Origin of the sequence: Archangium sp., assembly GCF_045802675.1 — a bacterium.
In the GTDB taxonomy this organism is placed as follows: Bacteria; Myxococcota; Myxococcia; order Myxococcales; family Myxococcaceae; genus Archangium.
The window spans coordinates 166,820-190,414 of the sequence record NZ_JBJMQO010000076.1 but is presented as its reverse complement, the minus strand read 5'-3'; the positions used below and the strand labels follow the sequence as shown (position 1 = coordinate 190,414).

The 23,595-nt window shown below is 68.0% G+C and carries 20 protein-coding genes; 11 read left to right on the top strand and 9 right to left on the bottom strand.

Translation table 11 applies throughout. The annotated features are described in order from the left end of the window. Window positions 1–47 precede the first annotated feature (47 nt). The 3 genes from ACJ8AN_RS21070 to ACJ8AN_RS21060 form a co-directional block, all read right to left on the bottom strand. The gene (locus ACJ8AN_RS21070; protein WP_407757196.1) at window positions 48–1,049 is read right to left on the bottom strand and encodes a terpene synthase family protein; all 1,002 of its coding nucleotides are present in this window, start codon (window positions 1,047–1,049) and stop codon (window positions 48–50) included. 173 nt (window positions 1,050–1,222) lie between these two features. Then, a complete protein-coding gene (gene metH, locus ACJ8AN_RS21065) occupies window positions 1,223–4,738 on the bottom strand; it encodes a methionine synthase (RefSeq protein WP_407757195.1) in 3,516 nt (1,171 codons plus the stop codon). Next, window positions 4,735–5,628 carry an ArsR/SmtB family transcription factor gene (locus ACJ8AN_RS21060; protein WP_407757194.1) on the bottom strand — a complete coding sequence of 298 codons (894 nt, stop codon included), beginning with the start codon at window positions 5,626–5,628 and terminating at the stop codon, window positions 4,735–4,737. Before ACJ8AN_RS21060 ends, metH begins: the two co-directional genes overlap by 4 nt. A gap of 108 nt (window positions 5,629–5,736) precedes the next feature. Between ACJ8AN_RS21060 and ACJ8AN_RS21055 the strand changes: the two genes are divergently transcribed. From ACJ8AN_RS21055 to ACJ8AN_RS21035, 5 genes are all read left to right on the top strand, one after another. Beyond that, entirely contained in the window at window positions 5,737–6,612 is an 876-nt protein-coding gene (locus ACJ8AN_RS21055; protein WP_407757193.1) for a patatin-like phospholipase family protein, read from the top strand. A gap of 701 nt (window positions 6,613–7,313) precedes the next feature. Continuing rightward, a complete protein-coding gene (locus ACJ8AN_RS21050; RefSeq protein ID WP_407757192.1) occupies window positions 7,314–8,756 on the top strand; it encodes a hypothetical protein in 1,443 nt (480 codons plus the stop codon). A gap of 2 nt (window positions 8,757–8,758) precedes the next feature. After that, entirely contained in the window at window positions 8,759–9,442 is a 684-nt protein-coding gene (locus ACJ8AN_RS21045; protein WP_407757191.1) for a hypothetical protein, read from the top strand. A gap of 222 nt (window positions 9,443–9,664) precedes the next feature. After that, window positions 9,665–10,375: an adenylate/guanylate cyclase domain-containing protein gene (locus ACJ8AN_RS21040; RefSeq protein ID WP_407757190.1), complete on the top strand. Its 711-nt coding sequence runs from the start codon at window positions 9,665–9,667 to the stop codon at window positions 10,373–10,375. After that, on the top strand, window positions 10,372–11,277 hold the full coding sequence (locus ACJ8AN_RS21035) for a TIR domain-containing protein (protein ID WP_407757189.1): 906 nt from the start codon (window positions 10,372–10,374) through the stop codon (window positions 11,275–11,277). Before ACJ8AN_RS21040 ends, ACJ8AN_RS21035 begins: the two co-directional genes overlap by 4 nt. A 174-nt stretch (window positions 11,278–11,451) precedes the next feature. Here the strand turns inward: ACJ8AN_RS21035 and ACJ8AN_RS21030 are convergent, their stop codons facing one another. Both ACJ8AN_RS21030 and ACJ8AN_RS21025 read right to left on the bottom strand, forming a co-directional pair. Beyond that, window positions 11,452–11,892, bottom strand: coding sequence for a CoA-binding protein (locus ACJ8AN_RS21030; protein ID WP_407757188.1), 441 nt, complete (start codon window positions 11,890–11,892; stop codon window positions 11,452–11,454). Continuing rightward, entirely contained in the window at window positions 11,889–12,794 is a 906-nt protein-coding gene (locus ACJ8AN_RS21025) for a hypothetical protein (RefSeq protein ID WP_407757187.1), read from the bottom strand. The genes ACJ8AN_RS21030 and ACJ8AN_RS21025 overlap by 4 nt, the downstream gene beginning before the upstream one ends. A gap of 484 nt (window positions 12,795–13,278) precedes the next feature. Here ACJ8AN_RS21025 and ACJ8AN_RS21020 point away from each other — a divergent pair, with 484 nt between their 5' ends. Further along, complete coding sequence (locus ACJ8AN_RS21020; protein ID WP_407757186.1) at window positions 13,279–14,244, top strand: hypothetical protein; 966 nt, start codon at window positions 13,279–13,281, stop codon at window positions 14,242–14,244. Window positions 14,245–14,295: 51 nt separating this feature from the next. Here the strand turns inward: ACJ8AN_RS21020 and ACJ8AN_RS21015 are convergent, their stop codons facing one another. The 3 genes from ACJ8AN_RS21015 to ACJ8AN_RS21005 all read right to left on the bottom strand — a co-directional run bounded on the left by ACJ8AN_RS21015 (window position 14,296) and on the right by ACJ8AN_RS21005 (window position 16,597). Then, window positions 14,296–15,207 carry a DUF3396 domain-containing protein gene (locus tag ACJ8AN_RS21015; protein ID WP_407757185.1) on the bottom strand — a complete coding sequence of 304 codons (912 nt, stop codon included), beginning with the start codon at window positions 15,205–15,207 and terminating at the stop codon, window positions 14,296–14,298. Next, complete coding sequence (locus ACJ8AN_RS21010) at window positions 15,204–15,752, bottom strand: hypothetical protein (protein WP_407757184.1); 549 nt, start codon at window positions 15,750–15,752, stop codon at window positions 15,204–15,206. The genes ACJ8AN_RS21015 and ACJ8AN_RS21010 overlap by 4 nt, the downstream gene beginning before the upstream one ends. Before the next feature lie 527 nt (window positions 15,753–16,279). Further along, window positions 16,280–16,597: a DUF2795 domain-containing protein gene (locus ACJ8AN_RS21005; RefSeq protein ID WP_407757183.1), complete on the bottom strand. Its 318-nt coding sequence runs from the start codon at window positions 16,595–16,597 to the stop codon at window positions 16,280–16,282. Between the two features lie 178 nt (window positions 16,598–16,775). Between ACJ8AN_RS21005 and ACJ8AN_RS21000 the strand changes: the two genes are divergently transcribed. The 5 genes from ACJ8AN_RS21000 to eutB all read left to right on the top strand — a co-directional run bounded on the left by ACJ8AN_RS21000 (window position 16,776) and on the right by eutB (window position 22,589). Then, window positions 16,776–18,380 carry a YiiX/YebB-like N1pC/P60 family cysteine hydrolase gene (locus ACJ8AN_RS21000; protein ID WP_407757182.1) on the top strand — a complete coding sequence of 535 codons (1,605 nt, stop codon included), beginning with the start codon at window positions 16,776–16,778 and terminating at the stop codon, window positions 18,378–18,380. A gap of 18 nt (window positions 18,381–18,398) precedes the next feature. Next, window positions 18,399–18,677, top strand: coding sequence for a hypothetical protein (locus tag ACJ8AN_RS20995; protein ID WP_407757181.1), 279 nt, complete (start codon window positions 18,399–18,401; stop codon window positions 18,675–18,677). Window positions 18,678–18,758: 81 nt separating this feature from the next. Next, window positions 18,759–19,583: a SirB1 family protein gene (locus ACJ8AN_RS20990; RefSeq protein WP_407757236.1), complete on the top strand. Its 825-nt coding sequence runs from the start codon at window positions 18,759–18,761 to the stop codon at window positions 19,581–19,583. A 4-nt stretch (window positions 19,584–19,587) separates the two neighbouring features. Further along, window positions 19,588–20,148: an NUDIX hydrolase gene (locus ACJ8AN_RS20985; RefSeq protein WP_407757180.1), complete on the top strand. Its 561-nt coding sequence runs from the start codon at window positions 19,588–19,590 to the stop codon at window positions 20,146–20,148. Between the two features lie 119 nt (window positions 20,149–20,267). After that, window positions 20,268–22,589 (top strand): ethanolamine ammonia-lyase subunit EutB, encoded by a 2,322-nt coding sequence (eutB, locus tag ACJ8AN_RS20980; protein WP_407757179.1) that lies wholly within the window; start codon window positions 20,268–20,270, stop codon window positions 22,587–22,589. Here the strand turns inward: eutB and ACJ8AN_RS20975 are convergent. Next, window positions 22,573–23,559 (bottom strand): alpha/beta hydrolase, encoded by a 987-nt coding sequence (locus ACJ8AN_RS20975; protein ID WP_407757178.1) that lies wholly within the window; start codon window positions 23,557–23,559, stop codon window positions 22,573–22,575. The two genes, eutB and ACJ8AN_RS20975, sit on opposite strands and share 17 nt — an antisense overlap. Between the last annotated feature and the right edge of the window lie 36 nt (window positions 23,560–23,595).

Here is a 23,595-nt window from a genome sequence, read left to right as displayed (position 1 = left end):
AGACATCCTGGATTCGTTTCATTGTGATGCGGGCACCTTCTGGAGAGTCACTCCGCGTGGTGGAATTCGCGCTGCAGGTAGAACATCCGGCTGAAGTGGCCCGTGGCGACGAGCGTGCCGCCCCAGTGCCGCAGGGACTCGGGGAGCTGGCCCACGAGCTGCTTCAGGTTCTCGAGGTGCTGGCCGGCGCGCTCCACGGCGCTCCGCTCGGCCTCCGCCTCGGACAGGCCCGCCGCCATCAACAGGCTCAGGCCGTTGAAACCGCCCTCGGCGCGCTCGCGCTCGAGGCTGCGCACGTCATTCATCCAGCGGCCCAGCCACGCCATCTCGGAGAGGACGCGCTCGATGAGGGGCTCCTGGAGGGGCTCGCCCGCGTAGTCCGGCCCGAGCACCACGAGCCCCGCCGCGTGGTACATGGGCGCGCCGCAGGTCCACCGCGACATGTCCAGGTAGTGCTCCAGCGAGGGCAGCGTGCCGTCGCGCTGGAAGTGGCGCTGGTCGCGCAGGGCCGTCGAGTGCGCGGCGCACATGCGCTCGAAGTGCTCCCGCCAGAGCGCCAGGAAGCGCCCGGCGCCGGGAAGCGCCTGGAGCGCTCGCGCCACGTCCCACACCGCCCCCCCGATGGAGTCGGCCTCGCCAGAGCCAGACCCGGAACCCGGCCACGTCTCCGACTCGGGAGCGCGGGCCGTGCGGGCGTAGCGCTCGAGCACCGCGTGGAGGGCCTCGTCCGGCAGCGAGCCGATCTCCCCATCGGCCACGTCATCCACGGCGAACACCAGCAACCCCACCTGGGAGATGAGCAGGTGCTGCGCCAGCGTGGCGCCCGGATCCGTGGCCACACAACCCAATGTGGCGGCCTTGAGCCGCGAGGCCGCGATGGCGGGGTAGCACTCGCGCCAGGCCATCAGCGCCGGCAGCAATTCCCTCACCCGCGCCTGGATGCGCTCGAGCTGCTCCGGGGGGATACCTGACGAGTGAGCCTCGTCGTACTGATTCCGGAGTTCCCGGGTGACTCCGAAATGTCTACCTTCCAGGTTGCGCGAACTCATGGTGGGAGAAGGGGGCTCCAGGTGCGAGGTGGCGACGGGCTCGCCACCAGTGTCCCTGGACTTCTACCATGATTGCACAATCAGCCCATAGTTTTGACCCACCACTGGGTGGTAGATGACTCCACGCCCGCAGTAGGTGTGGGAAATGCCACCTTTCCCGACCCATCTACCGCTCAGGTCACCGCGAAGTAGTGGGCCTGGGGGTGGTGGAAGACGAGCGCGGAGACGCTGGCCTCGGGCTCCATCATGCAGCCGTCGGTGAGCTGCACGCCCATCTCCTCGGGGCGCAGGGCCTGGAAGAGCAGCGTCTGGTCCTCCAGGCGGGGGCAGGCGGGATAGCCGAACGAGTAGCGCTTGCCCTGGTACTCCGCGCGGAAGCGCTCGAGCATCGTCAGGTCGGGCCGGTCCGGGAAGCCCCACATGCTGCGCAGCTGCGAGTGGAGCAGCTCCGCGTAGGCCTCGGCCGTCTCCAGCGCGAGCGCCTGCACCGCGTGCATCTTGAGGAACTCGCCCCTGGCCTTGAACTCCTCGCTCAGCTCGCGCACGCCCTGCCCCGCCGTCACCACGAACATGGCGAGGTTGTCGCGCGGCTCGCCGTTCTCCAGCGGGCGGACGAAGTCGGCCAGGCACAGCCCGCCCGGCTTGTCCTGGCGGGGCAGCTCGAACACCACGCCCGGCTGGCCCGTCTGCCCGTCGAAGAGGTGGAGGCGGTTGCCGTCGCTGCCGGCCTTGAAGAACTGGAAGACGGCCTTGGCCTGCATGCGGCCGCCGCGCAGGAAGCCCTTGATGGACTCCACCTGCTCCTTGAGCGCGAGCGCCTTGCGGCCCTCCTCCGTCTTGGCGAGCTCCGCCTCGGCGGGGGTGCCCAGCGCGCGGGACGCGGTGCGCAGGCCCAGGTGCCGGCCGTAGAGCATCACGGGGTTGACGAAGCGCCAGATGGAGTCCAGCGGCGTGTTCGTCAGCACGTGGCGCACGTAGTCCGGCGCCGCGGGCACCTGCTCGAGGATGGAGACCTCCTTGCTGCGCACGGCCGCCACCGGAGCGCACGCCTTGGGCCGGTCCTTGTCCTGCAGGGAGAGCTTCGTGCGGCGCTCGGCCAGCTCGCCCTTGAGCTTCTCGTGGGCCGCCGGGTCGACGATCTGCTTGGCCAGCTCCAGGCCGCTCATGGCGTCCTGCGCGTACGCCACCGTGCCGCCGCCGTAGGCCGGGGCGATGTTGCGGTCCACGAAGTTGCGGCTCAGCGCGGCGCCGCCCACCAGGATGGGCACGTCCACACCCTGGCGCTTGAGGTCCTCCGCCGTGGCCACCATCTGGTGCGCGCTCTTCACGAGCAGGCCGCTCAGGCCGAGGATGTCCGGGGAGTGCTCGCGCACCGCCAGCAAGAGCTGCTCGGGCGGCACCTTGATGCCCAGGTTCACCACCTGGAAGCCGTTGTTGGCGAGGATGATCTCCACCAGGTTCTTGCCGATGTCGTGCACGTCGCCCTTCACCGTGGCGAGCAAGATTTTGCCGCGCGAGGCCGCCTGGGCCTTGCTCATGTGCGGCTCCAGGTAGCTCACCGCGGCCTTCATGGACTCGGCGCTCTGGAGCACCTCGGCGACGATCAGCTCATTGGCGCCGAAGAGCCGGCCCACCTCGTCCATGCCCTTCATGAGCGGGCCGTTGATGATGTCGAGCGGCGCGTACTTCCGCATGGCCAGCTCCAGGTCCGCGTGGAGGCCGTCGCGGCTGCCCTCGATGATGTAGCGCTGCAGGCGCTCCTCGAGCGGCAGGGTGCTCACGTCCGCCTTCTTCGGCTTGCGCTCGCGGAAGTGCGCGGCGAAGGGCGTTATGGGATCTCCTCCCCGGTTGTAGAGCAGGTCCTCGGAGAGCTGGCGCTCCTCGGCGGGCAGCGACGGGTAGCGCTCGAGCTTCTCCGAGTTGACGAGCGCCATGTCCAGGCCCGCCTGGACGCAGTGGTAGAGGAAGACGCTGTTGAGCACCTCGCGGCCCGCGGTGGGCAGGCCGAAGGACACGTTGGAGATGCCCAGCACCGTCTTGCACCGGGGCAGGTGCTGTTTGATGAGGCGCACGCCCTCGATGGTCTCCACCGCGCTGCCCGTGTACTGCGCGTCGCCCGAGGCGCACGGGAACACGAGTGGATCGAAGTACAGGTCCTCGGGCTTCATGCCGTACTTGCCGGTGAGCAGCTCGAAGGAGCGCTGGGCGACCTCCAGCTTGCGCTGGCGCGTGACGGCCATGCCCTTCTCGTCGATGCAGCCCACCACCAGCGCCGCGCCGAACTGGCGTGCCAGCGGCACCACCTTCTCGAAGCGCTCCTCGCCGTCCTCCAGGTTCACCGAGTTGATGATGGCCTTGCCCTGCGAGTACGAGAGCGACATCTCGATGACGCGCTCGTCCGTGGAGTCGATCATCAGGGGCACGCGCACCTTCTTGATGACCACCTCCAGGAAGCGGCGCATGTCCTCGAGCTCGTCCCGGTCCGGATTGGCCAGGCAGATGTCGATGACCTGCGCGCCGCGCTTCACCTGGGCACGGGCAATCTCCGAGGCGTCCTCCACCTGGCCCGCGACGATGAGCTCCTTGAACTTCTTGCTGCCGATGACGTTGGTGCGCTCGCCGACGATGACCGGGCGCTCCTCCTCGCGCACCTCCAGGAAGTCCACGCCCGAGAGCGAGGAGCGTTGCGGCGGGGCCTCGCGGCGGGGTGTCAGGCCCTTCACCGCGTCGGCGAGGGCGCGCACGTGGCCGGTGTGCGTGCCACAACAGCCGCCCACCACGTTGAGCCAGCCCTGCTCACAGAAGCGGCGCAGCGAGCGCGCCAGCATCTCGGGCGTCTCCAGGTACTGCCCGTTCTCATCCGGCAGGCCCGCGTTGGGCACGCACGACACCGCGAAGGGACTCATGGCCGCCAGCGAGCGGATGTGGTCCGTCATGAACTCGGGGCCGGTGGCGCAGTTGAGACCCAGGTAGAGCAGCTCCACGTGCTCCAGCGAGGCCGCCAGGGCCTCCACGGACTGGCCCGCGAGCATGGTGCCCATGGGCTCGATGGTGCCGGAGACGGCCACCGGCAGCTTCCACCCCAGCTTGCGGAAGGCCCGCTCGCACCCGAGCAGCGCCGCCTTCACGTTGCGCGTGTCCTGGCACGTCTCCACCAGCAGGTAGTCCGAGCCGCCCAGCGCGAGCCCCTCGGCCTGCTCGGCGAAGTTGTCCACCAGCGCCTCGAAGGTGATGCCCCCCGTCACGCTGATGGCCTTGGTGGTGGGGCCGATGGAGCCCGCCACCCAGCGCATCCGCCCATCGCGGGCCTCGGCGGCCTTCGCGGCGTTGAGCGCCAGCTTCGAAGCCGCGACGTTGATTTCCCTCGCCTTGTGCGAGAGGCCGAACTCGCCGAGCACCAGCGGCGTGCTGCCGAAGCTGTCCGTCTCCGTCACGTCCGCGCCCGAGGCGAAGTACTCGGCGTGGATGCCCTCGATGACGTCCGGCCGCGTGAGGACGAGGTACTCGTTGCAGCCCTCGTACTCGGCGCCGCCGAAGTCCGCGGCCTTGAGGTTCCGCTGCTGCAGCAGCGTGCCCATGGCGCCGTCGAGCACCAGCACGCGCTCGCGCAGGGCGGCCCGCAGGGCTTCCACGCGGCGGCCGTGCTCACCGGGCGGAGGAGGAAGAGGGGCGGGAAGGTGGCTGCTCATTTCTTGACTCCGGTCAGGAGGAAGACGCGGAAGGGGCTCGCCCCCTCCCGTGCATGCGTTTCACGCGACAGCGAGCCGAAGCCCACCTCGCGCAGGGAGCTCTCGAGCGTCTCGGGGGCGAAGCCGAGGTGCCGGTGGCCCAGCCGCTCCAGCACCCACCGCTCGTCGTGGGGCATCAGCTCCAGCAGCACCAGCTTGCCGCCGGGCTTGAGGATGCGGGCGGCCTCGGCGAGCACCGCTGGCGGGGACTCCACGTGGTGGAGGCTCTGCGAGATGACCACCAGGTCCCGCTCGCCCGTGGGCAGCGACAGCCGGTGGAGATCCTCGCGCAGGAAGGTGATGTTGGAGCGGCCCTCGCGGGCGGCGCGCTCGCGGGCCTGCGTCAGCGCGGCCTGGCTCTGGTCGATGGCCCACACCCGCGAGGCCCACCGGGCCAGGGCCACCGAGAGCACACCCGTGCCGCACCCGAAGTCCGCCACGTCCAGCGGCGGCAGCAGCGAGGCCAGCGCCCCCGCCCAGAGGAACCAGGACTGCCCCGGCTCCAGGAGCCGCTCGTTGAGCGCCTGCCGATCCTCGCGCTGGCGCAGCAGATCCTCGAGCCGCGCCAGGTCGCCCTCCTCGTCCTGGGCCTCGCGGGCCAGACGGATGAGGGGCCAGCGGGAGTCCGTGGGCTCGAGCGCCAGCGAGTAATAGGTGAAGCCCGCCTGCCGCTCCTCGCGGATGAGCCCCAGCCCCTTGAGCTTGCCCAGGTGGTGGGACACCGAGGACTGCGCCACCCCCACCAGGGACACCAGCTCCGACACGTTCAGCGGCGCCCGCGCCATCAGGCGCAGGATGCGGAGTCGCGTCGGGTCACCCAGGGCCCGGAAGGATTGGGAGAGTTCCTCCATATCGTCGAATCTACATACGTCGATGTGACGCGGAAGGCCAGGGAAGACTGTGGAGGCGACGCGTTGCGTTGCGTTGCCATGTGGGGAACGGTCGTCTAGAGACGCGCCATGCCCGCTCCCTCCCTGCACCAGCTTCTCGAAGGCAAACGTTTCGGACTCGTCCTCTCCGCCGGCTACTTCGGCTTCTACGGGCACGCTGGCTTCCTCAAGGGGCTGGCGGCCACGGGCCTGAAGCCCTCGGCGTACGCGGGCACGAGCGCGGGGGGCCTGGTCGCCGCGTACGCCGCCGCGGGAGCGAGCGTGCAAGCCATCGAGGAGCTGGTGCTCAAGCAGACGCGGCAGGCGTTCTGGGATCCAGACCCCATCGGCGCGGTGCTCAATGCCTTCCCGGGCGATGGGCACGGGGCCACCGGCCTGCTCAAGGGCGAGCGCTTCCGCCGGCTGCTGGAGGAGACGCTGCCGGTGCACAGCTTCGAAGAGCTGCCGCACCCGCTGCTGCTGGCGAGCGCCAACCTCACGCAGGGGACGCACGAGCTCTTCACCTCGGGCGAGCTGGCGCCGCGGGTGCACGCGACGTGTGCCTACCCGGGCCTGTTCCGCGCGGTGCGCCTGGGGAGGGACCTGTACTGGGACGGCGGACTGGTGGACAAGGCGCCCGCGCTGTCGATGCGGGAGAGCGCCTTCGGCAAGGAGCTGGACGCCATCCTCGTGCACTACCTGCCGAGCCGCACGCGCAAGATGCTCGGCGGGCCCATGGCGTACGCGCAGGGGATTGCCGCGGGCTCGGCGGCGCTGCGGCACGATCACTTCCGGCTGCAGCTGGCGCTGTTGAAGGAGCGCGGCTTCCCCGTCTACGTGATGGTGTCCAACCTGCCGCCGGTGTCCCCCACGCAGATGGAGCGCGGCTTCGATGCGCTGCACCAGGCGAAGCTGAGCGCCGAGCGCGCCCTGGCGCGGCCTCCCGTGCCCTTCGAGGAGGCGTAGGGATGGGGGGACGAACCCGATGAGTAGGGCGTCCAAGCTGCTTATCGCCCGTGGAGCTGCGCCCCTTCGACAAGCAGCACCTATAGGCAGACAAGAGCACACCACCCCACCTTGACCCACCCAGTTACCTCCTCCCCCGCTCCAGAAGGAAAGCCCATGAGTTACAGGGGTTTGCGGTAGGCAGAACGAGAATTACGCCTCCATGCCGGCCTGTTGGGACGGGGCGCGAGGAGCCGCCAACCGGCCTGCCAGGAGGGCATGTCAGCCTCAGCGTGTAGAGGGGTGGCTCTGATGCCCAACAACCCCTCTACACAACCGACTACGTCACTCGATGTCCCCGCACGGCCCCATCCGGCCGGCGCTCCCCCGGGAGCAGTGACGCGTCATCTGTCGCCAGCCACTGGGGAGCACCCCCTGGAGTGGGTCAGGGTCCCCCAGACCCACGCACAGGATGAGGTGAAGGCAACGGGCGCGAAAGCCACCAGCCTCGTCACCGCTCGGGGCCTCATCCTCCCCACGGGGGCGAGTTGCCCCTGCTCAGAGTCATCAACGAGTTCCGGAACAAGCCCGACGAGAGACCCCTACCGCACCGCGCGCGACAAACGCAGAAGCGCGTTGGGTGGACCTGGCTTTTGAAACCGTCGAACTCTCCTGGAATCCAAGGCGGAACTCATCCATCTCAAACATCAAGGAGAATGACCATGGCATGGAATCGTGAAGACGCGAGGGAGCGCATCCGCAAGGAGTACGAGAACTTCAAGGATTTGGAATTGAAGCCGCTCACGCGGGAGATGGACCTGCGCAAGCTCCAGCGCAATCAGGCCAGAATCGTGACGGGCGTACACCTGTACCTGGATCCTGTGAACTTCCAGGGCCTGTTGAAAGAGGCAAGGGAAGACGCATCGAAGTTGAAGAAATTGCTGCGTCACATGCACGTGTACCAGCGTCAGATGGCCTGGCTGCTGAAAGACACCGACGGAGCACAACGGGTGCACTTCCAGGGCGGCCGGCTGCATGCGGTATTCTACAAACCCTACGACACCACGGATGTCGAGGAACCGGAGGTCAAGCGACTGGCGGCGGCGGTGCAGTTCGTCTCGCAAGCCCGGGAACTCGCGAAGCTGATTGCGACGCAGACCGACATCGCCTTCGCGCTCGAAGCTGGCCTTGAGTGCGGAGAATCCATCGCCACCATGAACGGGCGCATTGGCAGCAGCGAGTTGCTTTTCATCGGGGCACCGGCCAACCAAGCCGCCAAGGTGCTGACGGGCAAGCCCGATGACAAGTACTGCACCAACGCCGCGAAATTGAAAGAGAAGCTGCCCAAGAAGACCGAACCGCTGCCGGAGCGGTACGCCAAACAGGTGAAGGACGACGTGGCCGACAATCCCATCAGCCGCTTCGACACGTTTGAACCCGAAGCCTCCATCGACTACGACAACCTGGGCGTCAGGACGGCGGACCTGAAGCAAGGCATCACCTTCTACGGAGACATCTCCGGATTCACACGGCATATCGCGTCATTGTCCAGCGAAGAGGACAAGGTGCAGGCACTGCGCGCCTTCCATGCCACGCGCAGCGAGATGCACCACGTGGTCGTGGCCGACTACGATGGCGACTTCATTCAGTACCAGGGTGACCGCATCCAGGGCCTCTTCTACGAAGCAAGGGCGAGCCGGCACTTCGCATCCAAGGCCATTGAGGCCGCGGGTGCGCTCCAAGATGCCTTCGACATCTGCCGTGAAGAACTGCCCGGATTCTCCAACCTGGGCATGGCCAGCGGCATCGCCGTGGGGCGCGTCTTCATCACCCAGGTGGGCATCAAGGGAGACCGCGAAGTCATCGTTCTCGGGCAGTCTGTCGCGCGCGCCTCGCAACTGCAGGACGACATGGGCGCTGGGCAGACAGCCATCAATGCCGCGATGTGGGAGTTCCTCACGAAGGAGGAGCAGAAACTCTTCACAGCCAAGACAAACGATGAGGACGCCTATGTTGCGCGGCTGAGCATGAACGTCTTCGACGCGCTGGAGGACGCCAAGGCCTACACCGGGCGCGTGCGAATCGAAGGAACGCATTCCGTGAGCGCCCGCGTCGTTTCCGAACCAACGACTGGCGTCAAGCCCGCCAAATCCTGGTGCCCTTGAGCATGACCCGGGACCAGGCCATTCAGGAGGTGCTGGCGAAGTACCCGAACTGGTACAGCGTCCCCGATGTCAAGGGGACGTGTCTGTACGGTCCGCTGGTGGTGGAGAGCCGCGGCAAGCGCCAGTTTCGCTTCGACATGCAAGTGCGGGTGCCTTGGAATTTCCCCGAAGCCCATGCACACCCTTCCGCGCGCATCCTCAAGCACGACCTGGGGGTGACACTTGGGCAGGCGGCCCACGTCGACAGTCGCGGGGTGCTGTGCGTGCAGATGCCTGAGCGGCACGAGATCCACTACCACGAAGAGGGCCTCGTCGGTTTCATTCAACAGGTATGGCTGCATCTTGATCGCGCCCGAATCTGGGCTTTTACCGGAACATATCCCGGGGACGCCTACGCCCATGGCCAGACAGGCCGGGAGGAGTACAAGCGCGAGTACATGCAAGGATGGGAGGCCATCGCAGCACGCCTTCCGCTCCCTCTGCGCCACCTGGCAAACCCACGCCTCCTGCTCCCTGAGGACAGGGCCTGGTGTCCATGCAGGAGCGAACAACGCTTCAAGGCGTGCCACAAGCCGGAGGTCATGCGGGCGCGCCATGAAGTCCTGGCTCTTGGCGATCCACCGAAACAAGTACGCCCCATCAGGTCGCGCAACCCGTTCTTGAGATCCAGGGCAAGAAGAAAATGAGCGCCCTGCCTTGCGCATCCACAGGGCCTACGGAGGACAACTGACGCCAGAGAGGACCCCCGTGGAGTGCCCCACCAGCAGGTCCCGTACTTGAAGCTCGCTCCTCGGACATTTCCGCGCCCCCTTCCAGGGAGAGGCCGCCGATCCCCAAGCCAGCGCTCTTCGGGTATGCTCCGGCTCCGAGGAATGACACCATCTCCCCAAAGGGGTGCGCTTGTGGGAATGAAGCAGGACATTGCCAATCGGCTCTCCGAGCTGCTCAAAGCCGGTGACTACACGGTCTACGACACGGGTCCTATTCCAGGCGCAGGCGATACGCGCCTCACCTTCGACTCGACCAGTGTGCGCTTCGATGCCGTGACCCTCTACATTGATATGCGCGGCTCCACTGCCGTGCTCAACGCACACCAAGCCCACAACGTCGCCAAGATACACAAAGCCTATCTCTTCACCGCGACCAAACTCGTAGCAGAGGGAGGAGGACAGATTCGTAGCTACAATGGCGACAGCATCCTGGCCTTCTTCCCGGGCAAGGGGAAAGCCGCGGTCACGCCCGCGATCAAGGCCTCGATGCAAATCAAGCACATACTGACGGAGGTGTGTGCCCAGGATTTCGCTCGCTACAAACCTGTCGACTTCGGGATCGGCATCGATGCAGGGTCAATCCTCTGCGCGAAAGCAGGCATGGGCCGCAATGACAACCACAACGATCTCATCTGGCTGGGCAACGCGGTAAACCGCGCCACCGTGCTCAGCGACAAAGGGCGCGCTCCGAATCACATCTGGATTTCGGATGAGGTCAGAAACCTGCTCGAGAACAATGTCCAATACGGAGGCTCCCCTCCGCGAGACATGTGGAGTGCCGACTGGATAGACTACAACGGCACTCGCGAACGGGCCTGGTGCACCCAATTCCGCTGGAGCGTCGAGTGAAAGCCCGCTTCGAAGGCCCAGATGGTCATCGCCGTCTATGCGACTGCTTGCTCGACCAGCATATCCTGCGTGGACATCCCTCCGTGGCGAATGCGTTGGCGGAAGTCGTCAGCATCCGCGAGCATGCGCCAGGAGAGGTGCTCATCACCCAGGGGACGGATGAGAACGACGTGGCCTTCATCCTATCGGGGGCGTTAGAGGTTCTCATCAATGGCAACGTCGTCGCGCAACGTCCATCCGGCACACATATCGGAGAAATGTCGGCCATCGACCCGAAGGCGCGACGCAGTGCCACCGTGCGTGCTGTCGAGACGACGCTGGCCGCTTGGGTCGCGGAGCCCCAGTTGGCCGCGGTCGCCAATACGCATCCCGAATTGTGGCGGAATTTCGCCAAGGTACTCGCGGATCGCCTGCGAGAGCGAGATCGCTTCCATCCAAAACCCAACCCGAGGCCGCGCGTTTTCATCGGAAGCTCGGTGGAAGGGTTGGAGCTCCCCCGAAAGCTCCAGCTAGAAATGGACCACGATGATGTGGACATCGTCCCCTGGACGGAGCGGACTTTTCGACCCTCGAATTACACGGTGGATGATCTCCTCTCCCAGGTGAAACGCTGCGATTTCGCACTGTTCGTGCTCGCTCCTGACGACTCCGTCACCAGCAGAAACGTCACCACTGCGGCACCGCGAGACAACACCATCTTCGAACTGGGTTTGTTCATGGGCGTGCTCGGCCGCGAGCGCACACTCGTCCTCAAACCCCGCGGGCAGAATGTCAAGGTTCCGAGTGATCTGTTCGGTCTGACGCCCATCGAGTACAAGCCGACGGAATCCCCCGAGGAGATGTCCGTGGGAGCGGTCTGTCAGCAGATTCGGAGCGTCATCCGAAGGCTCGGAGTCCGATGACGACTTCCGGAGGGCTGGTGCCACTGGGGAACCCCAGCACGGCGACGGTGGAAGCCGCGTGAGAGATGCGCCAGTGGCTGGCCAGACTCGAACCAGTGGCGGGCCCGCGAGGGTCACGAGCCCTTCGACAACGCCATCGGCCCGCACCGGGGCGAGGTCATCGGGAGGATACGTTCAGCGCCCGTAGCGGCGGTGGTCCACCATCAGGCAGCGGTCCTGCACCACCTTGATGCCCGCCTCGGCGAGCCGGCGGGCCGCCGCGTCGTTGCGGATGCCCGACTGGAACCACACCGCCTTGGGCTTCTTGGCGAGGATGTCGTCCACGTGCTGGTCGATGTCCTGCGGCCGGCGGAACACGTCCACCAGATCGAGCTCCCCCGGGATGTCCACCAGCCGCCGGAACACCGGCTTGCCGAGGATGTGCGTCACGTCCGGGTAGTAGACGGGCACCGGCACCACGTCCACGCCCGCCTGCGCCAGATACTGCGGCACGTAGAAGGCCGGCTGGCCGTCCTGCTGCTCCGTCTTGATGCCCAGCACCGCCACGCGCTTGCTGCCCTGCACCACCGCGCGGATGCCCGCCTCGTCCTCGATGAGGTTCTGCTCGTAGCTCATTGCCGCTCCTCCTCGGGCGAGCGCAGCGACTCCAGCTCCGACCGCGTCGCCCATGTCCAGGTCTCACCATCCCACGTCGCCCGCAGGGTGAGCCCGCGCCGCACCGGCAGGAAGCGCCCCCTCCCGAGCAACTGTTCTCCCTCGCACTCGACCCCGGGGGCCGGCTCCGGGTTGCCCGCCAGACGCAACGCCTCGCGTACCGGCTCGGGCGCGTCGTCTCCGGGCGGCGGCAGGCAGCGCAGCGAGAACAGCATGGCCTCGCCGTAGTCGGTGAGCAGCGAGCCGGTGAAGGTGCGCTCCAGCAGGTACGTCACCTCGTGCCCGCCCAGGGACACCGAGCCCACCCCGTAGCTGCGCTGTCCGGGCGCCAGCACCCGCCCGTAGAGGCCGCCGTACTTCACCTCCCACTCGCCGCGCGTGCGCGCATCCAGCTCGTCCGGGGCGAAGAAGCGCCGCAGCGGCGTGACGTCCACGCCCGACGGAGCCACCTGCTCGAGTGCCGCCAGCGCCGCCTCCGGCTCCTCCACGCCCACGTAGGTGCCATCCGCCGCGAGCCGCACGCGCAGGGGAAAGCGCGTGAGCACCTCGTCCACCAGCGTCCTCACCGACTCGCCGTCCCGCATGTAGTGCGAGCCCGTCACCCGCTGGGTGAGGAGCCAGCCCCCCTGCTCGCGAGTGAAGCGCGTGACGGTGGTCAGCTCTCCCTCGTGGGCCTCCGCGCCACCGCTTCGCTGCAGCGAGCTCGTCATCCGTTCGGTGAGGAGCGAATCCTCGGGCGGGCGGAACTCGAGCCGAAAGGATGACGGCGCGGCCGGCTCGGGCACTGACGCAGGGACGTTGCGCGTGCACGCGGCGGCCGAGGCCACCAGGAGCAACAGGGAGCACGAACGAAGGAGGCGCATGACGTCCGCGCACTCTGGCGGAAAGCACGGGGACTCGCGAGCGCGACGGAGGCCGCCCTGTCCGCCCTCACCCCGAGGCCATGGGCGCCACTGCTGCCGAGCAGGCACCGGGTGGGCCTCGGCTTGGTGTGTGCAACCGCTGTGGTTAGCTTGCACCCTGATGTGGGGAGGGGGGCGCGGTATGGGCAGGCACGTCTGGGTGTTGAGTCTGGGATTGTGCGTGGCGCTCTCGGGCTGTGGAGCCTCTCACGAGAAGACGTCCCCCTCGGACCCCGAGGCGCGGACGCAACCTCCCCCAGAAGACCCCTCGCCACCGTCCCCCGATGGCGAGCGTCCCCCAGCGCCAGATGGTGGCACGCCCTCCACCGACGGAGGCACGCCGGCGTCCGGCTCGGCGTTGGAAGGAGCGCCCTCGCTGCCTCCGGCGGCTTGCATCCCGTGGACCCAAGCCACTCCGCCTCGGCAGGCAACGGCCTGCGAGGTATTGGACGATTACACGCCCCGGCCGTACTCGTACGCCCGCCAGCGGAGCCACTACGACGCCGACGGCCATCTGCTGGAGTCGCGCTCCTTCCTGTCGGATGGAACGCCGTACCGCGTGGAGACACACACCTGGGCCAAGGGGCTCGAGGTGAGCAGCCGGGTGGAGGCCCCCCAGGACGCATGGTGGAACGAGACCCACTGGACCTACGACTCCCAGCACCGGGTCCAGCAGCGCACCGATACGGGCTCGAGCCTTTCCAACAGGGTGCACCGGTACAACTACGATTCGAAGGGCCGCATCGAGTGGGTTGAGCATCTGGCCGACGGCACGCCAGAGGGCGCGAGCTTCTATCAGTACAATGCCGCGGGCCTGCTGGAGTCCATCGAGAGCCAGCCTCCGTGTGACCGCGACCTCTTCCCGTGCGCGCGGTTCATCTACCGGCCCAATGGTCAGTTACGCAGTGCCGTCCGGAACAATTCGCTCTTCTGGGAGCTCGCCGAGAACTATGACAGCCAGGGCCGCCTCATCGACTCCCACTGGAGCGACTTCGACACCCTGGGGAGCAGCACTCGCGCCTACGACGCGGCCGGCCACCTGACACGCCTCTGGGAGAAGGTCGGTGTCTACAACCGCGACCGCGAGGCCATCACCACCTTCGTGTACGACTCGAGCGGGCTGCTCCAGGTGCAACGCTTCGCGCAGGACAGCGTCACGCACGCCGGCCCCGCCGAGCCCGACGCCCCGCCGGTGTTCACCCACCAGCGCGTCACGCGCCGAGTCACCTATCTCTGCGGCACTTCGCTCGTCGCGTTGGAGGAGTGGGACAGCGACGAGGACGGCGTCCCCGACGCCCGGCGCACGTACGAGCGGGACGCCACGGGCCGGCTGGTGCACGAGGAGTACTCGGGCACACCGGGCCTGGACGATGGCCCCACCCGCCGCGACCTCCACTACGACTGTCCCTGAGCGACGCAACCAGACTCGCGAGCGCTTCGGCGTCCCGGAGTGGCTGGGAACTCAGTCGAGGAAGCGCCGCTCCCAGCGCCGCATGTCCTCGAGAGTGAAGTCGAGATTACGGCCACGCTCCTCGTGATACAGCCAGGGCTCCAGCACACGAGCCAACTCCCGATAGGACGGGAGGACCTGTCCCCGCTCGGTATCCCCCGCCTCGGGCCATTTCCCCAGGGAGACGACCGCCCGCTCGCCTTCCATTTCCAGAACGGTCGTCTCCGCGCACGAAAGGCGGGAGCGAAGCCCCTCCGTACCACCCACGTCTCCCAACACCGGTTGGCCCAGGAACGTCAGCCAATGCGGAGCCCGTACGCGCGTACCGACCTTCCACGAGTGCAGCCCCAGGTCTGGGATGTCCAGACCCGGATAGCGAAAGCACCGCTCGCGAATCTGCCGGAGCACGCCTGGCAGATCGGATTCTCCGTTGAAGGAGAGGCCCGCGTGGCCAGAGCAGAACGGCAAGGGAGCCGCCAATTCCAATGCCAACTCACGTACGTGATTCGGCCCGTGCTCCTCCAAAACCTCCGTGGGCAGCCAGAAACTCGCCGCGCTCACGGCACCCGGCTCGTCAGCCGCGGAGGGCTCATCGAGCGCCTTGCCACGATAGTCGAAACCGTACCGGAGCTCCCCGTCCAGTGCGTCCCGCAGGGTCACCATGGGCCAGCGTTTCTCGAGCAGCTCACGCCGAGTATTCGCCCACCACGCGGCATCCAACTCCCGCCAGGTGCCTTCGCCATCGTCGTACCAGCCGAGCGCTTTCGGGCCCACAGCACGCAGGTAGGTCTCCAGGGACTGCATCACCCCTTGCACCACGTCTGGATGAGAGTGGCGCATGTAGAAGCTGATGCTCAAGCCTTCTCGCAGCAGAACGGCGCCATTGCGCGCGTGAATACGAATCTTCGGGTAGTGCTCACTCACTTGAAAATCCCCAGCCACGGTACGACGCGAAAGGGCTCCATCCCCAACGCAGTCCAATACACCTGCTTTTGATCGAAGCCTTGATGTGGCCCCTCTGTATATCGGGTCCACGGAGTAGGCCTCCCGCTGTCCGTGCAGGGGAATTTTAAATCATAGACAGCCCTGACCTGGAGCGGGTTACCCGAGTGGATGACTACATCGGGCCTGAGCGTGCCTTTCAGCTCATCGCCTCGCCATTGCCGTAGAAGAGATTGCGCCTCCTCTTCACTGATGAATGTCGTCTTCTTCGTCGTCTTGTCGTAACGGTAACGCGGCTCCAGGCTGAACCCACCTGGAACCAACTGGCTCAGCCTCTCCCCAGCACATTGGAGGGCCTCTTTGTGCATCTCGTCGCCAAGGAAGATGGCCAGTTTCACGTCCATGCCAGGCACCAGTTGGTCACACTCGGCCTGCGTAGGAATCTTCCCTTGACGCTTGTCGATGAGCACCTGCGTGCGCGCATGCTCGGCGCACTCCTGCAGGGCCTGTTCGATTCGGGTCTTCAAGTCCCCATCCAGAGCCATCCCCACCGCAGCGACAGAAGCTCCGGCCTCGGCGAGCCGTTGCGCTGCCTGGGGCACCACGGTCTCCTCCCCGGCCATTCGCGCACAGAGGGCCGGGTTCTGCCGGCAGGAACTCGTCGCCGAGTCGAAGGATTGGTCGTAGCGATCCGGTACGCCGCGCCCGGGGACTCCCGCGCAGGCAGCCAGGAACACACTGACCGTGAGAACCCACGACCCTGTCTGGAGCACGTGCCCATACGCCATGAGTTCTCCCTTGGTGGCCCCGCTGACCTCGAGCCCCCTGGCATCACCTTTTACGCGGGACAGAGGCAACACGCGGCTCGTGCGGAATGGATGGTCCACAACCCAGCACCCGTGAGCGCCGTGGAAAGCACCCTGCGCCTACAGGCCGAACCGAGAGGGCCGCCATCGCGAGCCCGGAAAAACAACGAGCGCCCGCGAGGACCGGCCGTGCGTGGCCGGCGCCCGCGAGCGCCTCACTGGCTCAACTCCTGCTCAACGCCGCATCCCTACGGATGCCGCGAGTTCCCGTCCGGAGCGCCTTCCACCAGGTCCCGGCCGATGTTGCGCCGATCCCGATCCACCCCGTCATCATCGCGCAGGCCACCGGTCGCGAAACGCCGCGCCGCCTCCGCCAGGTCGCGCATCACCTCTTCCCGGGACTGGTACTCCTCGCGCGGCAGCGACTTGAGGACGTTGATGATGTCCATGTACGCGCCGTTGTCCGCCGCCGCCGAGACGAGCTGCTCGCGCGTCGCCGGGTAGTCCACGGAGTCCAGATGCGGCGTGATGGAGAGTGCCGGGTTCTCCGCAAATCCGAATGCCATCGTGTCTCTGCCTTTCCGCCCGGGCATCCCTCTCCGCTCCCGGGGCTTCGGCTTCAACCTGGGGACGGTCTGTCCGGCGGGCTACCTCGGCCTCGCCCTCCCGGCGGTGCCTCCCGGGCAGCCAACCGGCCGGGGCCAGGGTAGATTGCCGATTCCCAGACCCCTTCCGGGATTCCCGATGCTCTCCACTCCCCTGCTCGTCACCTGGCTCGCCCTCGCCACTCCGCCTCCCTCTCCCGCCCCCCAGGCGGCCGAGGCCAGCGCCTCCACCCCCGACGCCACCAGCGTCTACTCGCTGGAGAACGGCGCCTTCGTGGACCAGGCCCTCGAGGACCTCGAGGCGCTCGAGCACCACGCCCAGGGCCTGCGCGCCCTCCAGGAGCAGATTTCCAAGACGCGCGGCCTCTACCTGCGCAAGCAGGACGTCCCCTACACGCCCGAGGAGAAGCGCACCCTGCTCACCACCTGGGCGGCCTTCTCCGACTACTTCGCCTCGCTCGAGCTCATCCGCCAGCGCTACTGGGACTTCGTCAAGGCGCCCGCCCTCACCCAGGAGACGAAGCACGCCTGGGGCTTCCTCCTCACCCACGGCGCGCTCACCACGGAGCTGGCCCACGGGCTCACCTACGCGGAGCTCGCCCAGGGCCGCGCCCAGCTCGAGGTGCTCCTGGACGAGCCCTCCGAGGAGTACGGCCTGCCCGCGCGCACCTTCGCCCGCTTCAAGGAGACGGCCATCCATGTCTCCACCGCCACCCAGCTCATGACGGGCGACGCCTACGCCGAGCAGCTCCGGCCCCTCTTCAAGAAGACGGGCATCGTCAACGTGCGCCGCGCCGTGTGGCTCCTCCAGGAGATGCGGCAGAACTCCAAGGTGGCCCGCGGCAAGCTGCTCCAGCGCGGCCCCACCCTCTTCGCCAAGGCCGGCGCGGACGTGCTCAAGGACGCCACCGCCCACGCCGTCTTCCCCGTGCAGGCCTCGGTGGCCGAGTGGATGGGCGACACCAAGGTGAAGCGCATCGGCCAGCCGCTCATCCAGCGTGAGCAGGCGCTCGCCCTCCTGGCCCGCATGCAGCCGGGCGACATCGTCGTGGCCCGGCAGAACTGGTACCTCTCCAACATCGGCCTGCCCGGCTTCTGGCCCCATGCCGAGCTGTACGTGGGCACGCCCCAGGACTGGGCCACCTTCTTCGACGGAGACCCCGAGGTGCGGGCCTGGCTGAAGACGCGGCGGGGCGCCCCGAAGACGCTCGCCGAGCACCTGGCGCGCGAGTACCCCGCCAAGTGGGCCACCTTCACCGCCGCGGACGAGCACGGCGACGCCATCCGCGTCATCGAGTCCATTAGCGAGGGCGTCTCCTTCACCGGCCCCGAGCACGCCCTGCACGTGGACTACCTGGGCGTCATGCGCCCGCGCCTGCGGCCCGTGGACAAGGCGCTCGCCATCGCCCGCGCCTTCCACCTCCAGGGCCGGCCCTACGACTTCAACTTCGACTTCTTCTCCGACTCCACCCTCGTGTGCACCGAGCTCGTCTACAAGTCCTACGTCCCCTCCCAGGAGACGACGGGCGTGCGCATCGGCCTGGTGGACGTGGCCGGCCGCCGCACCCTGCCCGCCAACGAGTTCGTCCGCCTCTTCGACTCCGAGTACGGCAACCCCGAGCGCCAGCTGGATTTCGTTGCGTTCCTCGACGGGCGCGAGCAGGAGCGGGATGCGGTAGAGGGAGATGCCGATGCCTTCCGGCGCACCTGGCGCCGGGTGAAGTGGGACATCGCCCAGCAGTAGAGCGAGGAGACACACGCGATGACGGAAGAGACGGGGCTCGAAATGCTGCGGATTGCCGGCACCCTCTACGAGCGGATGATTGCCCAGCAGCAGGCCAAGGTGCTGCGCCTGGCCCGCCAGGTGGTGCCCAACATCACCCCCGAGGAGCTCCGCAATCCCCACGATTTCCCGCAACTCAAGGAACACCCGAGCTTCGAATTCGAGGACGGGCTGCTATCCGGGTTGATTTCCGCCCAGATAGCCCTCAACGCGGAGATCAAGGGCCGCCTGTTGCCCCCCGAACCTCCCCGGGGCTGACTGCCTGCCTGCCTTTGCCGTTCGCCCTCTCGTGGGTTAGTCCTTCCCGCCGTGAGCATCACCTCGACCTTGAGCCCTCCGCTGGCCCGTGAGCGCCTCCTTTCCGCGCTCGCGGCGGATCCCCCGCGGTTGGACCTCGCGGCACTGGCCATCGCCACCCTGAACCGGCCGGAGCTGGACGCCGCGGCGTGCCTGCACACCCTGGACGCCCTGGCGGCCCGGGTGCAGCTGGAGATGGAGCGGCACGTGGGCCACGGCGAGGTGATGGCCGGCCTCACCGCGCTGCGTCATGTGCTCGCGGATATTGAAGGCTTCCGCGGCAACGAGGACGACTACCAGTCGCCCGACAACAGCTTCCTGGACCTGGTGCTGGAGCGGAAGGTGGGCCTGCCCATCTCGCTCTCGGTGGTGTACCTGGAGGTGGCCCGGCGCGCCGGCATCCCCCTCTACGGAGTGCCCTTCCCCGGGCATTTCCTCGTGGCGTGCAGCGCGGGGGACCACAAGCTGGTGGTGGACCCGTTCAATAGCGGCGAAATCCTCACCGAGGAGGGCTGCAAGGAGCTGCTGGAGCGCGTGGCGCCGCAGCTCAAGTTCACCCCCTCCATGCTGGCGCCGGCCCCGGTGGAGCTCATCACCTACCGGATGCTGTCCAACCTGCGGCGGGTGTTCCTCGAGCGCGAGGAGTTCGAGCGGGGCCTGGCGGTGGTGGACCTGCTGCTGATGCTGGCCCCCAACCATCCGGGCGAGCTGCGCACGCGGGCGGCCCTGCTCGCCAACCTGGGGGCCTACCGGGCGGCCCTCAAGGACGTGGAGCGCTGCATGGAGCTGTCGCCGGACGCGCCGGACCGAGACAGGCTCGAATTGACGGCCCGGGAGTTGCGCGAGCGCGCGGCCCTGTTGAACTGAGCCCATGAGCCTCATCAAGCCGTGGCCCCGCCTGCGCAAGGGCCTGTCGCACGATTACCGCGTCCTCAAGGTGCGCCAGGACGTGGTGGCGGACCCCCGCACCGGCCACGAGCACCCGCGCGTCCTCATCGACTGCACGGACTGGGTGAACGTCATCGCCGTGACGAAGGACGACGAGCTGGTGCTCATCCGCCAGTACCGCTTCGGCACCGAGCAGACGACGCTGGAGATTCCCGGCGGCATGGTGGAGCCCGGGGAGGACCCGGCCGTCGCCGCCGCGCGCGAGCTGGAGGAGGAGACGGGGTACGTGCCGGGCCGCGTGGTGGGGCTCGGCAAGGTGCACCCCAACCCCGCCATCCAGAACAACGTCTGCCACAGCTTCCTGGCGCTCGACTGTGTGAAGGTGCACGAGGGCAAGCAGGACGCGGGCGAGGACATCGCCGTGGAGCTGCACCCGCGCTCGGCGGCCCCGGAGCTCATCCGCAGTGGGGCCATCACCCACTCGCTGGTGGTGGTGGCCTTCTTCCTGGAGCGCCTGCTCGCCGAGGCCCCCGGCGCCCGCTGAAATTGTCGGCTCGTCACCCGCGTTGGACGCCAGCGTCACGCAGGAGACCCCCCACTCCCGGGCCCCCCGTGACACGCATGGGGGGCGGCACTAGCCTCAGCCCCCGAGGTGAGTTCGCCATGGCGGAAAGCCTGACGCAGCCCCGTGAGGAGCGCCCCGAGCCGCTCCCCCTTGCCGTCCCCTCCGATGCCGGCCCCGAGGCCGCCCGCTCGCACGCGAGCGCCCCGGAACGCGTCTCCCTTCACGACCTCCTCCCCGGCGAGGATGTGTTCACCTACGTGCGGCGCGTCCGCGGCACCTTCGAGCCCCGGCTCTACCAGCGGATTGTCGGGGCCGCGAACGAGCTCAAGGAGGGCGACGTGGCCATCGGCGTCGCCGCGGCCGACGAGGTGTCCCGCCGCAACGCCCGGGAGCTGCTCGCGCGCACGCGCCTGGGCGACCTGGACGCGTACCCCCTGCTCAGGGAGCGGCTCTATTCGTACATGGAGGGCGCGCTCGATGACGAAGCGCAGGCGCGCACCGCGAGCTGGACGCTGGGCGGGCTCAAGGCCTTCCTGCTGAGCGCGAGCGAGGCGGACATCCACGAGATTCAGGGCGGGCTGAGCAGCGACGCCATCGGCTGCGTGGTGAAGCTGATGAGCAACGAGGAGCTCGCCGCGGTGGGCCGCAAGGTGTTCAACCCGCTCCCCGGCGGCAAGGTGGGCGCGAAGGGCTACCTGGGCGCTCGCATCCAGCCCAACTCGCCCACGGACCACCCGGATGACATCCGCTGGCAGGTCTTCAACGGCTGGAGCTTCGCCGTGGGGGACGTGGTGCTCGGCACCAACCCCGTGTCCTCGGCGCCCGAGTCCGTGGCCGCCGTGGAGGGCGCGCTGCATGAGATTCTGGTGACGTTCGGGCTGCAGGAGGTGATGCCGCACTGCGTGCTCGCGCACGTGGATGTCCAGGCGGTGGTGGAGGCGATGCAGCCGGGCACCACGGGCGTGTGGTTCCAGAGCCTCGGCAGCACCGAGGCCGCCAACCGCACCTTCGACGTCACCCTGGAGAAGATGGAGGCGCACGCCGCGGCGCGCACCGGGCGCTGGGGCATGTACTTCGAGACGGGCCAGGGCGCCGACGCCACCAACGGCCATGCCGCCGGCGTGGACATGGTGGTGCACGAGGCGCACAAGTATGGCTTCTCGCGCGCCCTCACGCAGCGCATCGCCGCCGCTCAGGCCCGCGCCGGCCAAGAGCCCGCCCCCTGGGTCATCGTCAACGACGTGGCCGGCTTCATCGGCCCCGAGGTGTTCCGCACCCGCGAGCAGCTCGTGCGCTGCTGCCTCGAGGACATCGTCATGGGCAAGCTGCACGGCCTGACGATTGGCCTCGACGTCTGCTCCACGCTGCACATGGACGTGTCGCTGGATGACCTGGGCTGGTGCCTGGAGCAGCTCATGCCGGCCAACCCCGGCTACCTCATGGCGCTGCCCACCCGGAATGATCCGATGCTCAGCTACCTGACCACGGCGTTCCAGGACCACGTCCGCCTGCGCGAGCAGTTCGGCTACAAGGTGGACGACCGCCTGTGGGCCTTCTTCCAGCGGCTCGGCGTCATCGACGCCCAGGGCCGGCCCACCGAGCACTTCGGCGACCCCGCCTGGGTGTACCTCCAGTACCGCCGCGCCAGGGGAGACACGCGCCCGGACGCCGACGTGCTCGCCGAGGCCTCGCGGCAGATGGCCGAGGTGCGCTCGCGCGGCGTGCCGCTCGCCGTGGGCCATGGCGAGAAGCCGTGGGACCTGGAGCCCTCGCTCGCGAGAGAGCTCCGCCAGCTCTACGACGACGCCAAGGCGGGCCTCTGGTCCGAGCTCTCGCCGGACTTCCTGGCTGCCATTCCCGACGCCGTGCGCCTGCGCACCCGCGCCACCACCCGCCGCGACTACATCCTCCACCCGCCCTCGGGCGAGCAGCTCGAGCCCGGCTCCGAGCGCGTGCTGGAGTCGCTGCGCGCTCGCCACGCCGGACGCTACGACGTGCAGCTCGTCATCTCGGATGGGCTGGACGCGCGCTCGCTCATGGACGAGGGCCACCTGAAGCCCTTCCTCACCTCGCTGCGCGCCCGGTTGGAGGCCGCCGGGCACCGCGTGGCGCCCGAGCACCTCGTGCTCTCGCTGGGACGCGTGCGAGCGGGCTACCGCGCCGGGGAGCTGCTCTTCGGGGACGCGACGGCGGAGGCGCCCCGGGCCCTCATCCACGTCATCGGCGAGCGCCCGGGCTCCGGGCACCACAGCTACTCGGCCTACGTCACCGCGCCCCCGGCTCGCGTCTGGGCGAAGCCGGGCGCGGTGGACCACAACATCACCCGCGTGGTGGCCGGCATCTCCGACACCAGCCTGCGCCCAGAGGCCGCCGCGCTGGAAGTGGTCCGCCTGCTCGGCGAGCTCACCTCCGCGTCGTGAGGCGCAGCCACGCGTCGATGCCCTCCCAGCTGCGCAGCCGGGTGGTGTGGGCGTTGACGACGTGCCCGGTGTCCGGAAGCGTCTCCACCGACACCGACGGCGCATTCGGGTAGGCCTTCGCCTCGTTCTCCCCGTAGGCCGCCGACGCCACCAGGTCGTTCTCGCCGAGCTGCACCAGCAGCGGCACGGTGATGCCGCCCACCGGGATGAGCTGCGGCACGGCCAGCACCGTCAGCAGGTCCAGGTACTGGCCGCGCGTCACCGCGTCCGCCGTCTGGTTGTCGTAGGCGATGACGGCCGGGTCCGCGTGCGCCGCGTCATAGAAGAGCGCGCCGCGCATCTCCCCGGGGAAGCGGATGTAGGGCCCCTGCTGGAGGAAGGCCACGAGGACGTTCGGGTCCACCGGCACCGCGTGCGCCGTGTTCAGCCAGCCCGTCATCACCAGCGCCTGCGCATCCCCGTACTGCGCCTGCGCCACGGTGGAGATGAGCGCCCCGTTCGAGTGCCCCACGTACACCAGCGTCTCGAAGGTGTTCTTCTCCGCGTTCGCCCGGAGCTGCTGCGCCACCTGGTGCAGGGCGCTCGCCGACTCGGCCAGGTTGAGGAAGTCCCCGTTGGGCTTGTCGCTCTCCCCCTCCCCCGGCAGGTCCAGGGCGAGCACCGCGTAGTGCTGGCGCGCCATGTAGCGCGCGTACGAGTACTCCTCGCCGTTGAGCTCCGGCAGGTCCCAGTACCCGTGGTTGTAGGTGATGCCGTGCGTGAGGAGCTGCACCGGGCGGTTCTTCAGGCTGCCCTGGTAGTAGAGGTAGCCCACCACCGTATAGGTCTGCCCGTCGGACAGCCGCACCGGGAACTCGCGCCGCTCCACCTTCACGTCCTGTGGCCCCTTCGCCACGGCCGCTCCCGGCAGCGCCAGCATCCCCAGCACCAGAGCCACCCACGCTCCCAACCACCGGCTCATCCGCTTCATCACAGACCTCCTCGTGCCGCTCTTCACAAAACCTGT